Raw genomic sequence first — 17,964 nt, forward strand, 5'->3', positions numbered from 1 at the left:
TAGGTAAAATATGCGCATCTCCGCCGGTCATTGCCGTCAGTTGGGGGCCACACCCGACAGCCACGGCGTCAACTTCGCGATCTGGGCCCGCCTGGCCAGCCGGGTGGAACTGCTGCTCTTCGCCAGCGCCGAGGACAGCACGCCAGAGGTGATCCCGCTCTCGCCCCGCTTCAACCGCACCGCCTACTACTGGCATATCCATATTGAAGGGCTACCTGTCGGTCAACGCTACGCCTATCGCATTCAGGGCCCGTGGCGCCCTTACTGCGGCACCCGCTTCGATGCCGACAAGGTGCTGCTCGACCCGTATGGCCGCAGCATCGAGCTGGGCGCCAACTACGACCGCTGGGCGGCGGCCCGGCCCGGCAGCAATCTGGCCTGCTGCGCCAAGAATCGGGTGGTCGATACCCGTCACTACAACTGGGAAGGAGACAAGCTGCCCGCCCACTCTCTCTCCCGCTCGGTGATCTATGAGCTGCATCTGGGGGGGTTTACCAAATCCCCCAGCTCCGGGGTTGATCCGGCGCTGCGCGGCACCTATCTCGGGCTTATCGAAAAGATCCCCTATCTGCAATCCCTCGGCGTCACCGCCGTCGAGCTGCTGCCGGTGTTCCAGTTCGATCCCCAGGATGCGCCAAAGGGGCTCTCCAACTACTGGGGTTACAGCCCCATGTCCTTTTTTGCCCCGCACGCACAATACGCCTGCGGCGATGACCCTCTCACCGAGTTTCGCGATATGGTCAAGGCGCTGCACCGCGCCAATATCGAGGTGATCCTGGATGTGGTCTACAACCACACCGCCGAGGGGGGTGATGATGGTCCCGTCTTCTCGTTTCGCGGCATCGATAACGAGGCCTACTACATCCTCGACAACAACCAGAAAGACACCAACTATTCGGGCTGCGGCAACACCTTCAACGGCGCCCATCCGGTGGTACTGCGGATGATCATGGACAGCCTCCACTTCTGGCGTCAGGAGATGCACGTCGATGGCTTCCGGTTCGATCTGGCCGCCATCCTGTCGCGGGACGAATCGGGCCAGCCGCAGGCCAATGCGCCCACCCTGCGCACCATAGATACCGATCCGAACATTGCCGACATCAAGCTGATTGCCGAAGCCTGGGATGCGGGGGGACTCTACCAGGTGGGGTCGCTCGCCGGCGCCCGCTGGCGTGAGTGGAACGGCCAGTTCCGGGATGATGTGCGCCGCTTCCTGCGCGGCGATGACAACAGCGTCACTACCTTTGTCGAGCGGCTGTGCGGCAGCCCCGACATCTACCACTATCACCACGCCGATCCCGAGAAGAGCATCAACTTCGTCACCTGCCACGATGGCTTTACCCTGTGGGACTGGGCCAGTTACAACGGCAAGCACAACGAGGCCAACGGGGAGGAGAACCGCGACGGCTGTGATCACAACTTCAGCTGGAATCACGGCCATGAAGGGATCACCGAAGATCCCCAGATCAACGCCCTACGGATGCGGCAGGCCAAGAACATGATGGTGGCGACCCTGCTCTCGGTGGGATCCCCCATGCTGCTGATGGGAGACGAGCTGCTGCGCACCCAGCGGGGCAACAACAACGGTTACTGTCAGGATAACGCCACCTGCTGGATGAACTGGCTACCCAGCACCCGCGGTCAGGAGATGTTCCGCTTCATGAAGGAGCTGATCCAGTACCGCAAACACCTGTTCCAGCGCCCGGAGCAGGAGAGCATGCCGCTGTCGCTCACCGAGATCCTGCGCCACAGCGAGATCTGCTGGCACGGGGTCAACGCCGGACAACCGGACTTCAGCCCCCACTCCCACGCCATCGCGATGTCGGCGCTGTCGAGCGAAACCAAGCTGGCACTCTATGTGCTGTTCAACGCCTACTGGGAGCCCCTCACCTTCAATCTGCCGAGCCCGCCCAAGGGGGTTGGCGGCTACTGGCGGCGGATCCTCGATACGGCCCTCCCCTCGCCGCAAGATATCTGCACCTTCGGCATGCCGCTAGAAGGGCTGACCCGGGAGTATCTCGCCCAACCGCGCAGCAGCTGCCTCTTTATCTGTGGGGCCGACGACTTCTATTGATAGATAACTGCGGCTTGATTGCTGCTAATGGATTGCTGCTAATGGATGGCTGCGATACCGGCAAGCCAGATAGGCAAAAGCCCCGAGCAAAGGCTCGGGGCTTTCTCTTTTCAGCGCAGGTATCAGACCAGCTGATGCAACACGCTGGTGGCGGCAATCTGGGCGATCAGCAGGCCACACAGGGAGGTGGAGACCACCACTGGCGCGGTATCACGCTGCAAGTAGAGCGGACTGAACCAGAGCAGCAGGGAGGCCACCAGCAGGGCAGCCTGGGTCACCACAGCCGGGATCAGCGCATCGAGATTGGCCTCGCCCCCTTGCCAGCCCACCAGCACCGCCAGCCAGACAAGGCTGGCCATCGCCCCCACCAGACCGGCCAGCGGCAACAGGGTGTTGAATGCCTTGAGGCGATGACGGGCCCGTAGCAGCATCAGGTGGGCAAAGGCCGCCCCCAGCATCGCCATCTGCAGCAGACCGCTCACCCAGCCTTGCAGTTGCAGCAGCCCGAAGCCATAGACAGCGAGCGGCAACGCCGGTAGCCAGAGCAGCGTTGAGGGGACTGAACGCTTACCCTCCAGCCGTGACTGGGCCAGCGACAAGCCGACCCCGAGCACCAGTGCTACACCACCACTCCAGATCAGCCAGCTGGCCGCCTTGGCCTCGACCGCCAGCATCAAGGAGAGCGCGGTAATGACCCAGATGGAGAAGATCTGCTGACTAATGCGCGAGCGCTGGCCGGGGCAGATATCACCGCGCCACAGCACGATACCGAGGGCGATCAGGGCGCCAAGCGCCATCAATCCGGTGAGGGGAAAGAGCCAAAAAGGGAGTTGGACGAACACGACGCCTCCAGCAGTAAAGATTCGAGGTGCGCCACCGGGGCGCCAGAGAGGGGGCGAGTATACCCAAACCGGCTGCTATCCCCAATCACGACAAACAATCGTAGGCAAACAATCCGGGGCACTGGCCGCCAGCACAATGCACCTTGAAGGGCGCCCTGCTGGCAGCCATACCCATAGTGCCGGGATGCGGCGCAGGCTTCAGCCCTGACCGCGGGCCAGCGCCACCACCCGGGCAAACATCTGGCGGATCACCGGCGGAATATGCTCGGCACCGAGCCGCTCCGCCTCTTCCACCACCGCCAGCGCCATCCCCGGCTTGCTGCGGTGATGGATCGCCTTGTTGATGATGTGACTGGCACTCCACATGGCGCGCCCGCCCACCCCGGCCTCGCGGCGAAACACAGCTTCAAAGCCGTTGTGATAGAGGTAGTGCTCGATGTCGGCGGCAGGAAGCTGGGTCAGTCGGTCCCGCTCCCGCTCGCCCTTGAGCTGGCCACGGGCCGAGGCGGCATACTTGAGCCCCGCCTCGTCGCCATCGGTCAGCAGGTGCCACTCGATGCCAAAGTCCCGCGCTACCTTGATCAGCGGCGACTGGCCGCACTGGGCAAACTCGATGATCCGCACCCCTTCGGCCCGCAGACTGTAACCGCAGATCTGGGCCAGCTCGGAGAGCAGCCAGATCTCGGTCTCCCCCTCCACCAGCAGCCAGCAGCGGGCAAACAGCGACATGGGGCGGTTGATCCGCACATGGAAGGCGATCTTGCGCAGATCGTCGCTGCTGTAGCGCTCGCCCCCCAGCTGGTGACAGAGGATATCCTGCTGACGGCGCACCAGCCGCCGCACCTGATTGAGCGGCAGGGAAGAGAGCAAGTCTCCCGAGTTGGTGGTGAGCAGCTTCTGGCCCGGCAGTTGTTCCAGCAGCCCCCACGCCAGCGCCAGCATGGTCGGATGCAGCCGGCTCTCCGGATCCTCCAGGATCATGATGGGACGGGCCCCCTCCTCCAGCTCCCGGTTGCCACGCGCTTGCAGCAGGGTGGCCGCCATCCCCGCCATCGCCAGTTGCAACGCGCGGTTGTCGGCGCGGCGTAGCAGGGTATGCAGGTTGCCCGGATTGCGCAACGTCATGGGGCGATTGATGATGTCGCGCTGACTGCGCGGCTTGTTCTTGATGGGGGCCAATGCGTTGAAGTAGTGATCCATCAGCTGGCGCACCGCCTGCAGCGCCTCTTTGAGCTCCGGCTCGCCGATGCGCTGGGGTTCGTCGATCAGCTTGTCCGCCAGCTCGCTCAGGCGATGTTCGGAGAGATCTCCCCACTGCAGGGTCTCCACCCCGTTGCGGGCACTGCGGGCATCCCGCAGCCGGAACACCGGGTTCATGGTGATCAGCATGGAGACCAGCTCATGTGCATTGGCGATGGGCAGGCTCTTGCCCACCCCGTCGAGAAAATCGTGCATGGTGAGCACAGAACCATCCGCCTGCAGCTCGGCGCTGGCGCGATAGTGAATACGGTGGAATTTGTCTTTATGCAGCACCCAGGAGGGGCTGAGACGAGCCAGGCGACGGGAGTGCTGGCACATCTGGGGTCTGTGCTCACTGAAGGTGAGCACCAGTTGCAGGTGGCGCGCCGGCGCCAGTTCGGGATCTTCCGGTTGGTGAAAATCCTCGGCGGTGAACTGATAGGGCTCGGCATTTTGCCCCAGCAGGCACCAGAGGGCGCGCAGCAGGCTCGATTTACCCCAGGTGTTCTCGCCGATCAGCACTGTGGTGTGATCCAGCCCGAGCGACAGGCGATTTATGCCGCGAAAACCTTTGACTTCAATACGTTCCAGAAACATCCGGCCATGTCCACATCATTGTGATAGGGCAATAGTGGCAAAATTACCGGAAAAATCCTATCGCAGGCGGGGGGATTTCAACGTGAACTGTGAGGCACTGCAGGTTCGGGAGGGGTAACAACAGCGGTGCGATCTTGCGGAGCATTCCAGTGGCTAAACCAGAGGTGACGAGTACGAGTTTGACGTTTGCGATAATTCAATGGGCATTCCTTTCAATGGATAAGTGGTAGAGAGTACACCTCTTTTGCCCAAAGTCTCAGGGTTATCTGTGACAGGAAGATGACAATTGCGCCCGCCACTGCCCCGGCGTCAAACCAAACGCCTCGCGAAAACGGTTGCCAAAATGGGCCTGGGAAGAGAAGCCGCACTGACTGGCGATGCTGGCCAGCGGCTCCGGGCCAACCAGCAGTTGTTTGGCCCGTTTGAGCCGCAGCCCCAGCAAATAACGGTGAGGCGGGCAACCGAGACTCTGGCCGAACATGCGGGCGAAGTGGTACTCGCTCAGCCCTGCTTGCTGGGCCAGCTCTGCCAGTGTCACCGAATCGGCCAGATGGGCCTGCAGATACTCCTGCACCCGCTTGATCACCACGGGCGCCAGCCCGCCGCGTAGAGGCGGCAAACCGGGAGCTTCCTCGGTGTGGTGACGATAGGCGTGGAGGATCAACATCCAGGCGCCGTGGGAAAGCGCCAGCCGATCGACCCCGTGCTGCCACTCCAGCTGCATCAGCTGACGCTGTACCAACCCGGCCGCCTGCGGATCGTCGATAAAGGTCTTGTCCACCAGTTGCAGGTGGCGCCCCTCCTTGTCACACACCTCCTCGGCGATACGGGTGAGGTGAGCCGGGGTGAAGTAGAGATGAAAGAAGCGAAACTCTTCACGCACCAGCCACTCGGATCTGTGGTGATCCGGCATGATGCACACCTTGCCGGTGCCGCCGTGGCCACCCGGTCCATCAAGCCGCTCGGTCTGCTCGCCCCCTTGCAGATAGACGCTCAGGGTGTGGTGACCCGGCTTGTGATAGCGGGTCTGGTCATAGCAGTTGCGCCAGCTGGCCACCCCGAGCCCGGGTTCGAGCCAGCAGGCGTCCTCCAGCCGGGCGCCGGTGCTGACCAGTGCATCAAATACCCCTGCTGTTTTCATTCGCCCCTGCCACCTGTTCCGGTTATTTGCGCGGCTCTCCCGCCTGCCATCCATCTTACCGACCGTGCCCGCAGATGACAGCGCAGGACGATGAAAAACCGCAAGATGGTGCAATCCAGCCATCAGGACTCGCCCCATAGTGGGTCATATCCTCCCTGACTCACCGGAACTGTACCGGAACTATGATGAACCTGATGCTCTATCTTGCTACCGTGCTTATCTGGGGCAGTACCTGGATTGCCATCGCCTGGCAACTTGGCCCCATCCCCATCGAGGTGTCGGTGCTCTACCGCTTCCTGCTGGCGGCGGTGGCACTGTTTGCCCTGCTCACCGCCAGCGGCCGCTTCCCACGCCTCCCCTGGCACGGCCAGCGTTACGCCGCACTGCTCGGTGCCCTGCTCTTTTCCACCAACTTTCTCTGCTTCTACCACGCCACCCGTTACATCCCGAGTGGCATGTCGGCGGTGATCTTCGCCAGTGCCAGCATCTTCAACGGCCTCAACCTCTGGCTGTTCGAGCGCAAGCGCCCCACCCTGCGCTGGCTGCAAGGCTCCCTGTTGGGGCTCCTGGGCACCCTGCTGCTGTTCTGGCCGGTGCTGGCGGATGCGCAACTGGGTGCAAACGGCTGGAAGGGGCTGCTGCTCGCCTGCGGCGGCACCCTCTGCTTTTCGCTGGGCAATCTGGTCTCGGCCCGGGGCCAGCGCCACGGCTATCACGTACTGCAACTGGTGCCCTGGGGCATGGTTTACGGCGTGGTGCTGTTGCTGGGCTGGGTCACATTGCTCGGCCAGCAACTGGTAGTGCCGACCGACAGCCACTATCTGGCGGCCATGGTCTATCTCGCGCTGTTTGGCTCAGTGATCGCCTTTACTGCCTACCTGACCCTGGTGGGGCGCATCGGCGCCAGCAAGGCCTCCTACGCCACCGTGCTCTTTCCGTTGGTGGCGCTCACTCTCTCCACCTTCTACGAAGGCTTTGTCTGGCAGCCGGTCTCGGTGGTCGGGGTGGTGGTGAGCCTCATTGGCAATCTGGTGATCTTCGCGCCGCCCTTAAGCGAATGGCACATTCGCCCGGTCAAGGCAGCGAACGACCCTTGCTCCTGAGGCCGTCAGCCCCTAAGGTAGCGCCATTCGATATGCATGATGGCGACACGAGAGGGCGAGATGTTACTGGAAGGGCTGGAGACGCTGAGCCTGCTGGCGAGCGAAGGGACCATGGCCAAGGTGGCCAGTCGCCTCTATATCAGCCAGTCGGCGGTGAGCAAGCGGATTGCCCAGCTGGAGCTGCGCCTTGGCAAGAAGCTGATCGAGCCGGAGGGGCGCCAGATCCGGCTCACCCCGCAGGCCCATGAGCTGCTTGAGCGAGTGGCCCCGAGTCTGGCCGAAATGAAGGGGGTGCTGGCAGATAGCCAGGATCTGGCGGATCACAGCCCCCTCCCCATCGCCTGCTCCGAAACCCTGCTGGCGGGCTACCTCGCCCACTTTATGCGCGACCATCTGGGCCGCGATCCCCATCTTGCCCTCTCCACCCACCACACTCCGGTCATTCTGGCGCGGGTGCGCAGCGGTGATGCCCTGCTCGGCATCTGCGCCGGTCGGCTCCCTCCCGGCCACGGCCTCGGCGCCGATTTGCTAATGGAAGAGCCCTTCTATCTGGTTGGCGAGGCGCAGCAGAGCCTGCCGCCAGCCAGCTCAGGGAGCAGGCGCAAGATCCTCGCCATGGATCTGGAGAACCCCTCCAACCGCTACCTGCGCGAACCGCTGGCAGAGATGGGGCTGGAGCCCGCCATGGAGCTCGACTCCTATCTGGCGCTCATCGAACTCGCCAAGGCAGGCATTGGCCCTGTGCTGCTGCCCGCTGGCCTGCTGGGGCTGATAGGAGAACAGGGGGAGATGGCCCGCCCACTGCCCGGACTGGGCCGCCCCCTTCATCTGGTCTACCGGCAGAGCAGTCTCAAGCGCAAGCGGATTGCCCAGCTGGTCAGCGCCCTGCAGCAACACTTTCGCCACTGCAGCGACACGCCGCGCTAACTGTGTAAACCCGCCAGATGTTTACGGGGCCCAAGGGCCCCGTAAACATCCAATTTGTTGCCCACTCCCCGCGGTTCAGATCCAGGCAAACAGCTCGGGATACTGGCTCCAGACCAGCTTGGCAGACATCAGCAACGAGACGGTCACCAGCAGCGGCTTGATCAGCTTCACCCCTTGTTTGAGCACCATTTTGGAGCCAAAACGGGCGCCGATAAACTGCCCCAGCGCCATGCAAAAACCGACACTCCACACCACCTTGCCACCAAGGGCAAAGAACAGCAGGGAGGCTATGTTGGAGGTGAAGTTGAGCAACTTGGTGTGAGCGGTGGCACGCGCCATGCCAAAACCTGCCAGCGCCACGAAACCGATGGCAAAAAACGATCCTGTGCCCGGCCCGAAGAAGCCGTCATAGAAGCCGACACCGCCCCCCACCAGCAGCGCAAACAGCATGGGGGTGAGACGGCGGGAGCTCTCGGCATCGCTCACCCGCGGCGAGAAGTAGAAGTAGCAGGCAAAAGCCATCAGCAGGAAAGGGAGCAGGCGCTCGAGAATGGCAGCATCGATGGTCTGCACCGCCAGCGTGCCGATGGCCGCACCGATAAAGGTGCAGATCACCGCAGGCCAGATCATGGCCCACTCCAACAGCCCCTTGCGGGCATAGAACCAGGTGGCGGAGAAGGAGCCGAAACTGCTCTGCAGCTTGTTGGTGCCGAGCACCAGCGCGGGCGGCATACCGGTGGCGAGCAGCGCTGGCACCGTCAGCAGGCCGCCGCCACCGGCGATGGCATCGATAAAGCCGGCGACGAGCGCCACACCAAACAGGGCAAACAGGGTAACCAGTTCCAATTCCATCCATAGACCTCACGAGAGTGGGTTGCCCGAAGGGGCCGGACAACCGGAGATAACCAAAACGACGTTGTGCAGGGGCTGCACAGACTGTCAGCTATCCTAGCGGGCCACTGACCATGAATCTAACAAAACAGTGGCAGCCAATTGATTCCTGATTTTCATTGATGTGCGCTGCCACGCCCCTGCCCCAACCCTCAGAGGGCCCGTTAAAGCGCGGGGGACGGGACTTCCGCTTCCTTGATGGCCGCCAGCGCCTCACACAGATGATCCTCATCGGCACTGGGGAAACGGCTGACCCGACCGGCCATGTAGCGGCTGCTGAACAGATTGAACCAGTGTTGCAGCGCCTGCCCCGCCTTGAGCTCCCCCGCAACTTCCAGCACACAGGCCGCCACTTCGGCGGTGCAGAGGTGCTCATCGCAGTTGGCCACTCGCATCCCGTAGGTGGAGAGCGCATCGGGCTTGATGGCGAGCACCGGAAATCCGTCGAGATAGGGGCTCTTGTTGAACATCTTGCGCGCCTCCGGCCAGGTGCCGTCGAGCAGGATAAAGAGCGGCTTCTTGCCCGGTGCCAACGTCACCTCACCGGTCAGGCGGGCAGGCTCCTTCTCGCAGGCGGGAAAGACCACATAGGGCTGCCAGGCAGGATCGGCCAGCAAGGCCAGCAACTCGGGATGGGGCTGGGTACGTGACCAGAGAAACGCCCAGGTGGTATCCGGCAACACATCGGCGATGAGGCGACCGGTGTTGGAGGGCTTCATCGGCTCGCTGTCATACATCAGCAGGCAGAAACCGGCCTCGGCTTTGAGCTCGGGGCGCCACTCGCAGGCACACCAGTCCTCGCGCAGCTGACAGGCCGGACAGCGGGCCAGGGTGCCGCCACGGGCAAGAAACGGTCGGGTAGAGATACTCTTGCGCCAGGCCCGCAGGCGGTTGACGGCGTGATCAGGAACAGGCTTCATTTAGGTTCACAACTGGAGTCAAAACAGGAACGGCGGCAGTGCCAACATGTCACGGGCCACAGGCCCCGATAACAGGGGCGCTGCCGGAAAAGCGCAAGATTGTACCCAGTTACGCGCTGGCGGAACAGCAATCCCTGCCCCTTTCGCCAGACACAGTGCCAAACTCTCTTGCCTTACGACTCCTGACAGCTGCGCAGCAGCTCCAGCAACAGGCTGCCATCGCGCAGCGCCTTGTGCACCTGCACCGAGGTGGGCTTGGTGGGATCTTCGTAGAAGTGGGTGGATTCAATCTGCAGCCGAACCAGATATTCGGCGGGCAACTGGCTGGCCAGCGACTGGTGCAGCATGGGGAACAGCAGCCGATCGGCGCGGGTGATCTCGCCCCCCAGCAGCAGCTTGCCCGGATTGAGCAGGCAGATGAGGTTGGATAGCACCTTGGAGAGGCGGCCCGCCGCCTGATGGAGAATATCCTGACAGAGGCTGTTGCCCGCCAGCGCCAGCTCGCACAGCTCGCGGATGGTGACGCTCTCGGGCAAGTCGTGCTCCTGCATCCGCTCGCGCAGATCCCGGTATTGCGCCTCCAGCGCCTGATTGGTCACCAGGGTGCAGGCACAGCCAAAGCCGCCGCAGTAGCAGCGCTGGCCATAGGGCTCGAGCTGCAGGTGGCTGAGATCCCCGAGCAGCGCATTCTCGCTCTCGATGAGCTGGCCGTTGACCACCATGCCGACCCCGATGTCGTTGTGGACAAACACCAGCACCGCATCGGCGCAATTCTTGGCAGCCCCCCACTCCCGCTCGGCCTGGATCCAGGTACGCACGTCACCGCTCACCAGCACCGGCACGGCAAACGCCTGTTGCAGCGTGGGCCCCAGCGGCCAGTTGCGCAGATCGTAGAAGGGGAAGTGCTTGACCATGCCGGAGTGACGCTCCACCTGACCCGGCAGACAGAGGGCGATACAGGCCAGACTGAGGGACTTTTTCGGCAGAAACACCTTGATGGCGTGTACCAGACTGCCCAACAGATCGGCCCGCTCTTCTTCGGTAAAGAGGTGGCGCTGGCGAGCCAGTGAGCGACCGGAAAAGTCGAACAGCGCCATATCCACGTAGCCACGACCAAGACGCATGGAGAGAAACTGGAAGCGGCGCTCGTTGATGCGCAGCAGGGTCTGGCGACGGCCGCGCCCCACCGAACTTTCGCCACAGGTCACCACCAGACCGCCATCGAGCAGTTCACGGGTGATCTTGGTGATGCTGGCAGGGGAGAGGCCGGTCAGGCGGGAGAGATCGGTACGTGACAGCTCCTTGTGCTCCTCCAGACTGGCGTACACCAGGCCGTAGTTGAGCTGCCGGATCAAGTCGATACTGCCTTTCACGATCTCATTCATAGGATATGGATTAAGGGCTGACACAGGGGCCGCCAATTTTCACACATTATTGTGCAATCCCCAAATAAAGTGCGGCCTGAACCGGAGTTCAGACCACATCTTGTGGTTGTCATCACGGGCCCTGACAGGATCAATAACGGAACTGGGAGACCAGTTTGCGCAATTTGTCGCCGGTATTGGCCAGATCGCGAGTGGTGCTGTTGGATTCCACCGCCGCATCGGTCAGCTCGCTGACGATCTGCTGAATGGCTACCAGGTTCTTGTTGATCTCCTCCGACACCGCATGCTGCTCCTCGGCGGCGGTGGCGATCTGGATGTTCATGTCGTTGATGGTACTGACCGCCATCACCATGCTGTCGAGGGAGCTGGCGATGTGTCCCGCTTCCTGCACCGTCTCCTGGCTGCGATCCTCGCTCGCCTGCATCACATCCACCGCCTGCTTCACCCCGCCCTGCAGCCGTTGCAGCATCTCGTTGATCTCCTTGGTGCTCTGCTGGGTACGACCGGCCAGCGAGCGCACTTCGTCCGCCACCACCGCAAAGCCACGCCCCTGTTCACCAGCCCGGGCCGCCTCGATGGCGGCATTGAGCGCCAACAGGTTGGTCTGCTCGGCAATGCCACGAATGACCTCTACCACGGAGCCAATCTTGGCGGTTTCTTGCGCCAGCTGCTCGATAACACCGGAGGCGGTATGCACCTCCCCCACCAGCCGGTTGATACTGTTGATGGCCCCACTTACCACACCGCGCGCCGCGTCAGACTCACGGGCCGCATCGCTGGTTGCTGTCGCGGCATTGGAGGCGCTGGCCGCCACCTCCTGCGCGGTGGAGCTCATCTCGGTCACCGCAGTCACCACCTGATCGGTCTCGCGGCTATGGCCCTGCATCTGATGATCGTAGTGTTCGCTCAGATTGTGCAGCTTCTCAACTGCGCTAAAGAGGTGATTGCTGGTCTCGCCCACCTGGCTCACCACCGACTGGATCCGCTCGACGAAGCGATTGAAGGCGCTGGCCAGTTGACCAATCTCGTCCTGACTCTGCACCTTGAGGCGCTGGGTCAGATCCCCCTCCCCGTCGGCAATGTCATTGAGCGCCGACACCGCATCCGCCAGCGGTTTGGTCACCCGGTTACCCACGATCACCGTCACGACCAGGGTGATACCGAGGATCAGCAGGATCACCAGCACGCTGCTCTGCAGCGACGCATACATGTTGCTCTCGCGCTCTGCGCGCAGGGCGGCCAAATCGTTGTCGATATCATCGATATAGAAACCGGTACCGATGACCCACTGATACTTGTCCAGCACCATGTTGAAGGCCAGCTTGGGGGCATCGCGACCGATGGAGGGTTTGGCCGTCCAGTACTCGGAGAAGCCATCCCCCTGACGGGCCACCTTGAGAATGTCCTGGATCAGCAACTTGCCCTTGGCATCCTTGTCGTTCCAGCGGTTTTTCCCCTCCAGCTCGGCACGGGTCGGCAGCAGTACTGTGTTGCCCTCAAAGTCATAGACAAAGAAGTAGCCGTCACTGCTGTAACGCAGTGGCCTGAGCAACTCTTTGACCTTCTGACGATTTTCCGGTGAATCCGGCAGGGCATATACGGCATCGACGGCGGTTTTGGCCATCATGATGTAACTGCTGAGCAGCGCCTTGCGCTCCTTGATGGCATCTTCCCTCGCCACCACCAGCTCAGACTCCAGAGCGCTCTTGGAGACCATGTAGTTACTGAGGTTGACCACCAGGGCCATCAGCAGTACGGGTACTGCACCCAGTAACAGGATTTTCTGTTTTAGCGTCATCTTTCACATCCTTGCAGCTGTTTTTATTGGAATTCCTAGCCTACTCATCAGTATAGGTGCTGGCAGGGCGAACCCCCCTTTCGTTACAATTCACTTAAACAAATCGGCCAGAATGTGAAAATCATGAATCTTTGTCCTTGCAGTTCAACCCTTTCTCTCGAATTGTGCTGTGGCTCACTTCACAGTGGCGCTGTGGCTGACACCCCGGAGCAGCTGATGCGCTCGCGCTACAGCGCCTTCGTGCTCGGGCTGGGGGAGTATCTGGTCCATAGCTGGCATCCGGCCCACCTCGGCGGCCTCACCGCCGAAGAGCTTTCACGCATCGACACCCGCTGGGACGGTCTCGAGCTCATCACCAGCCAGGGCGGCCCGCAAGATGAAACCGGGATAGTGGAGTTCAAAGCCTGGTTTCTGGAGGGGGATAAGCGCCACTGCCTGCATGAGCGCTCCCGCTTCGTGCGTTATCAGGGGCGCTGGGTCTACACCGAAGGGGAGATCGATCCCCTGCCGCTCAAAACCGGCCGCAACGATCCCTGCCCCTGTGGCAGCGGCAAAAAGCACAAGAAGTGCTGTGGCTGACGCGTAACACACCCACCAGACTCGTCAAACAGCGGCAAGGGGCATCCGATGCCCCTTTTTTGTACCTGTCATTCGCCACCGGCCGACAAATCGATGCGATGGCAAGCGTGACAAATGTCACATAATGCTCATTAACGCGCGAGCGAATGAGCGTTTGCGAGCGCAAATTTGGCCCATATCAAACATTTTCACTCAGAAGTGCGCCACACTGGCCTCATCTGGAAGAGATGAGACGGGCAACAATGAAAAGAATAACCACACAAGTCGTCATCATAGGCGGCGGTGCCACAGGGGCTGGCATCATGCGCGATTGCGCACTGCGCGGCATCGACTGCATCCTGCTCGAGCGCGATGATATCGCCGCTGGCACCACCGGCCGCAACCACGGCCTGCTGCACTCCGGTGCTCGCTACGCGGTGACGGATCAGGAGTCCGCCCGCGAATGCATCCAGGAAAACCGCATCCTCAAGCGGATTGCCAGCCACTGTGTCGAGGACACGGGCGGCCTCTTCCTCACCCTGCCGGAAGATGACATCAATTTCCAACGCACCTTTATGGATGCCTGCGCCCTGGCCGGTATCGACACCCGCCAGCTCGATCCCCGCGAAGCGTTGCTGCTCGAACCCAACGCCAACCCGGCGATGATCGGCGCCATCCATGTGCCGGATGGCACGGTCGACCCATTCCGCCTCGCCGCTGCCAACGTGCTGGACGCGAAAGAACATGGCGCCCGTATCTTCACCCACAGCAAGGTGCTGGGGCTGCTGCGCACGCAGGATCGGGTGCACGGGGTCAAAGCCATCAACACCCGCACCGGCGAAGCGTTCGAGGTGGAGTGTCAGGAGGTGATCAACGCCGCCGGCATCTGGGGCCAGCAAATTTGCGAATACGCCGATCTCGGCATCCGCATGTTCCCGGCCAAGGGCTCCCTGCTCATCATGGATTACCGCATCAACCAGTTGGTGCTCAACCGCGCCCGTAAACCGGCGGATGCCGACATTCTGGTGCCGGGCGATACCATCTCCCTGATCGGTACAACGTCGAGTCGCATCGATTACAACAAGATTGACCAGCTCACCGTCGAACCCGAAGAGGTCGAGGTGCTGCTGCGCGAAGGGATCAAGCTCGCTCCCATTATGGCCCGCACCCGTCTGCTACGCGCCTACGCTGGGGTACGCCCGCTGGTGGCGGTGGACGGTGACGACACCGGCCGCAACATCAGCCGCGGTATCGTGCTGCTGGATCACGCCGAGCGCGATGGCCTCAAGGGCTTCAACACCATCACCGGCGGCAAGCTGATGACCTACCGCCTGATGGCTGAGTGGGCCACCGATCTGCTGGCCAAGAAGCTCGGCAACAGCAAGCACTGCCAGACCGCCGAACTGAGCCTGCCCGGCTCACGGGATCCGGAAAAGGTCTCCGCTCCCGGCCTCTCGGTGCCGGTCGAAGGCTCTGCCCAATACCGCCACGGCGAGCGGGTTATCGCCTTCTTCCGTGACAACCCCAAGGCCAACGCCCTCATCTGCGAGTGCGAAATGGTCACCGCGGGCGAAATCGAATATGCCCTGCGCGAGCTGGATGTGGACAACCTCATCGACCTGCGCCGCCGCACCCGTCTGGGGATGGGGCCCTGTCAGGGCGAGCTGTGTGCCTATCGCGCCGCTGGTCTGATGCAGGAGTATGGCAAGGCTGACGGTCGTCAGGCCTGCGTCATGCTGCGCCAGTTCCTCGAGGAGCGTTACAAGGGGACCCGCCCCGTCCTGTGGGGCGATGCCCTGCGCGAGGCCGAGTTCACCTACTGGATCTACGAAGGGCTGTTTGGCCTGGGAGAATGGACGGCGCCGCAGTTGGTTGCCGATACGCCTCGCGGCCCAACCAGCGAGACCACTCACAAGGAGAGCCGTCATGAAGTTTGACAATATCGTTATCGGCGGTGGCATGGCGGGACTCTCGGCCGCCCTGCGGCTGGTAGAGGCGGGCCAGAAGACCCTGCTGATGGCCTCCGGCCAGAGTGCGCTGCACTTCTCCTCCGGCTCGATCGATCTGCTGGAGAGCGAGGGAGATCCCCGCGCCGCCCTGCCCGCCTTTATGGCAGCCCATCCGGATCACCCCTATAGCAAGGTGGGGATGCAAAATATCGAAGCGAGCCTCGCCGATCTGCAGCGCCACTGCGCCGAGCAGGGGCTGCCGCTGGTGCGCCACGAGACCAACCACCAGCGCCTGACCCCCATCGGCACCCTCAAACGCACCTGGCTCTCCCCCGATACCTGTGCCTGCGTCACCGATACGCCGATCCCGGATGTACTGCTGCTGGCCACCCTCGAGGGCTTTCGCGACTTTCATCCGGCGCTGGCGGCCGCCAATCTGGCGACCCATCCCCGCTTCGCCCACTGCCGCATTCTGACCGGCGAAGTACGCCTGCCCCAGCTGGCGGAATTCAGCCGCAACCCCCACGAGTTTCGCTCCGCCGATATCGCCCGTCTCTGTGACAAGCACCATCTGGTGGCGGACCTGGCCCGCGAGATCAGCCGCATGGTACTGGAGTGTGGTGAACCGGGCTGCCGCCATATCGTGCTGCCTGCTTGCCTGTCCCTTGGCTTGGTCGGCCCGCGTCTGGCGGAGCTGGAGCAGCGCACCGGCTGCACCATCAAGGAGGTGGCCACCATGCCGCCGTCGCTGATCGGCATGCGGATGCAGGAGGCACTCAAGCGCCGCTTCATGGCCCTTGGCGGCACCTTCCTCACCAGTGAACGGGTGCTGGGCGCCCGCTACGAGGGTGATCGCGTCATCGGCGTGCACAGCCAGAATGGCGATGATCAGCTGTTTGAAGCGGACCACTTCGTGCTCGCCTCCGGCAGCTTCTTCAGTCGCGGGCTGGAGTCCCGTCTGCGCGGCATCCGCGAGCCCATCTTCGATGCCGATGTGCTGAGTCTGGAAGAGCGTGATGCCTGGGCCGGTCGACGCCTGTTTGACCACCACCCCTTCATGGGCTTCGGGGTCAAGACTGACGACAAGCTCAGAGTGCTGCACGGTGGCAAGCCGCTGGTCAACCTCTACGGCGCTGGCAGCGTGCTGGCGCACTATGACCCCATCAAAGAGGGGTCAGGTTCCGGTGTCGCCGTTGCCACCGGCTGGCAGGCTGCCGGCCATATTCTGGGCGCGGCCCAATGATTACTTTGTCCCATATCCCGTGTCTTCATCATCGCCGGGAGGAGAACTGACATGCTACTGGATCACGCCAACCAAACTTTCGATCAGTGCATCAAATGCACCGTCTGTACCGCCTACTGCCCGGTGGCCAAGGCCAACCCCGCCTACCCTGGCCCGAAACAGGCGGGCCCGGATGGGGAGCGGCTGCGGATCAAAAGCCCGGAGCTGTTCGACAGCGCCCTCAAGCACTGCACTAACTGCAAACGCTGTGAAGTAGCCTGCCCGAGCGGGGTGCGCATCGGCGACATCATCGCCAAGGCCAAGCACCAGTACAGCGGTTTCAAACCGGGGATCCGCGAGTTCGTACTCTCCCACACCGACCTGATGGGCAGCATGTCTACCCTGATGGCCCCCGTGGTCAACTTCACCACCGGCCTCAAGCCGATGAAACTGGTGCTGGACAAGGCGCTGGGGGTCTCCTCCCACCGCGACCTGCCCAAGTACTCCCAGGGCACCTTCCGCGGCTGGTACAAGAAGCAGAAAGAGACTCAGGCCTGTTATGCGCGCCAGATCGCCTACTTCCACGGCTGCTACGTTAACTACAACCACCCGCAGCTCGGCAAGGAGCTGGTGCAGGTGCTCAACGCCATGAACATCGGCGTGCAGTTGCTGGAGCGGGAGAAGTGCTGCGGCGTGCCGCTGATTGCCAACGGCTTCATGGACAAGGCCAAACAGCAGGCAGCCTTCAACATCCAGCAGATGGAGAACTCCCTGCTCGGCAACGAGATGCCACTGCTGGCCACCTCCTCCACCTGTGGCTTCACCCTGCGCGATGAATATCCCCACCTGCTGGAACAGGACAACCACAAGGTGCGCGATCGCATCTCGCTGGTGACCCGCTTCCTGTGGAACGAGTTCTACAAGGGCAACAAACCGGCGATGAAGCCGCTCAATCTGCACATCGCCTACCACACCCCCTGCCACATGGAGAAGATGGGGGGCGTCATCTACACCCTCGAATTGCTGCGCGCCATTCCCGGGGTCAAGGTGACAGTACTGGAGTCCCAGTGCTGCGGTATCGCCGGCACCTACGGCTTCAAGTCGGAGAACTACGAAACCAGCCAGACCATCGGCGAAGGGCTGTTTGATCAAATCAACCGCCTGGCCCCCGATCTGGTGATCACCGATTGCGAGACCTGCAAATGGCAGATCGAGATGAGCACCAGCTTCCGCTGTGAACATCCGATCCACCTGCTGGCCCAGGCGCTGGCCTGACTCCCCCGGCCCTTGCGGCCGTATAAAAAACAATCCATGCAGA

14 protein-coding genes are annotated in these 17,964 nt (G+C 62.2%); 7 read left to right on the forward strand and 7 right to left on the reverse strand.

What is annotated here, in order from left to right:
• Positions 1-10: 10 nt before the first annotated feature.
• Positions 11-2,074 carry a glycogen debranching protein GlgX gene (gene glgX / locus PG888_RS14415; protein WP_234605293.1) on the forward strand — a complete coding sequence of 688 codons (2,064 nt, stop codon included), beginning with the start codon at positions 11-13 and terminating at the stop codon, positions 2,072-2,074.
• A gap of 122 nt (positions 2,075-2,196) precedes the next feature.
• Here the strand turns inward: glgX and PG888_RS14420 are convergent, their stop codons facing one another.
• From PG888_RS14420 to PG888_RS14430, 3 genes are all read right to left on the reverse strand, one after another.
• Positions 2,197-2,916 (reverse strand): hypothetical protein, encoded by a 720-nt coding sequence (locus PG888_RS14420; protein WP_234605295.1) that lies wholly within the window; start codon positions 2,914-2,916, stop codon positions 2,197-2,199.
• A gap of 198 nt (positions 2,917-3,114) precedes the next feature.
• Positions 3,115-4,752 carry an ATP-dependent endonuclease gene (locus PG888_RS14425; protein ID WP_042657190.1) on the reverse strand — a complete coding sequence of 546 codons (1,638 nt, stop codon included), beginning with the start codon at positions 4,750-4,752 and terminating at the stop codon, positions 3,115-3,117.
• 262 nt (positions 4,753-5,014) lie between these two features.
• A complete protein-coding gene (locus PG888_RS14430) occupies positions 5,015-5,893 on the reverse strand; it encodes a helix-turn-helix domain-containing protein (RefSeq protein ID WP_270693618.1) in 879 nt (292 codons plus the stop codon).
• Between the two features lie 185 nt (positions 5,894-6,078).
• Between PG888_RS14430 and PG888_RS14435 the strand changes: the two genes are divergently transcribed.
• Positions 6,079-6,996 (forward strand): DMT family transporter, encoded by a 918-nt coding sequence (locus PG888_RS14435; RefSeq protein WP_234605309.1) that lies wholly within the window; start codon positions 6,079-6,081, stop codon positions 6,994-6,996.
• 60 nt (positions 6,997-7,056) lie between these two features.
• Positions 7,057-7,923 (forward strand): LysR family transcriptional regulator, encoded by an 867-nt coding sequence (locus tag PG888_RS14440; protein WP_270693616.1) that lies wholly within the window; start codon positions 7,057-7,059, stop codon positions 7,921-7,923.
• A gap of 75 nt (positions 7,924-7,998) precedes the next feature.
• Here the strand turns inward: PG888_RS14440 and PG888_RS14445 are convergent, their stop codons facing one another.
• The 4 genes from PG888_RS14445 to PG888_RS14460 form a co-directional block, all read right to left on the reverse strand.
• Positions 7,999-8,775, reverse strand: a complete 777-nt coding sequence (locus PG888_RS14445) for a TSUP family transporter (RefSeq protein WP_021231324.1) — start codon at positions 8,773-8,775, stop codon at positions 7,999-8,001.
• A 203-nt stretch (positions 8,776-8,978) separates the two neighbouring features.
• Positions 8,979-9,734: a tRNA-uridine aminocarboxypropyltransferase gene (locus tag PG888_RS14450; protein WP_182937586.1), complete on the reverse strand. Its 756-nt coding sequence runs from the start codon at positions 9,732-9,734 to the stop codon at positions 8,979-8,981.
• 173 nt (positions 9,735-9,907) lie between these two features.
• Positions 9,908-11,119 (reverse strand): ROK family transcriptional regulator, encoded by a 1,212-nt coding sequence (locus PG888_RS14455; protein WP_042060762.1) that lies wholly within the window; start codon positions 11,117-11,119, stop codon positions 9,908-9,910.
• 130 nt (positions 11,120-11,249) lie between these two features.
• Positions 11,250-12,917, reverse strand: a complete 1,668-nt coding sequence (locus PG888_RS14460; protein ID WP_075112129.1) for a methyl-accepting chemotaxis protein — start codon at positions 12,915-12,917, stop codon at positions 11,250-11,252.
• Positions 12,918-13,040: 123 nt separating this feature from the next.
• Here PG888_RS14460 and PG888_RS14465 point away from each other — a divergent pair, with 123 nt between their 5' ends.
• The 4 genes from PG888_RS14465 (at position 13,041) to glpC (ending at position 17,921) form a co-directional block, all read left to right on the forward strand.
• Positions 13,041-13,496, forward strand: coding sequence for a YchJ family protein (locus PG888_RS14465; protein ID WP_182970936.1), 456 nt, complete (start codon positions 13,041-13,043; stop codon positions 13,494-13,496).
• Between the two features lie 242 nt (positions 13,497-13,738).
• On the forward strand, positions 13,739-15,412 hold the full coding sequence (gene glpA / locus PG888_RS14470) for an anaerobic glycerol-3-phosphate dehydrogenase subunit A (protein ID WP_182937588.1): 1,674 nt from the start codon (positions 13,739-13,741) through the stop codon (positions 15,410-15,412).
• Entirely contained in the window at positions 15,402-16,667 is a 1,266-nt protein-coding gene (glpB, locus tag PG888_RS14475; RefSeq protein WP_270693614.1) for a glycerol-3-phosphate dehydrogenase subunit GlpB, read from the forward strand. Before glpA ends, glpB begins: the two co-directional genes overlap by 11 nt.
• A 51-nt stretch (positions 16,668-16,718) precedes the next feature.
• Entirely contained in the window at positions 16,719-17,921 is a 1,203-nt protein-coding gene (gene glpC / locus PG888_RS14480) for an anaerobic glycerol-3-phosphate dehydrogenase subunit GlpC (protein WP_182937590.1), read from the forward strand.
• The last annotated feature ends 43 nt before the right edge of the window (positions 17,922-17,964 follow it).

It is taken from the genome of Aeromonas sp. QDB23 (genome assembly GCF_027707745.1).
Classification (GTDB): domain Bacteria; phylum Pseudomonadota; class Gammaproteobacteria; order Enterobacterales; family Aeromonadaceae; genus Aeromonas; species Aeromonas allosaccharophila.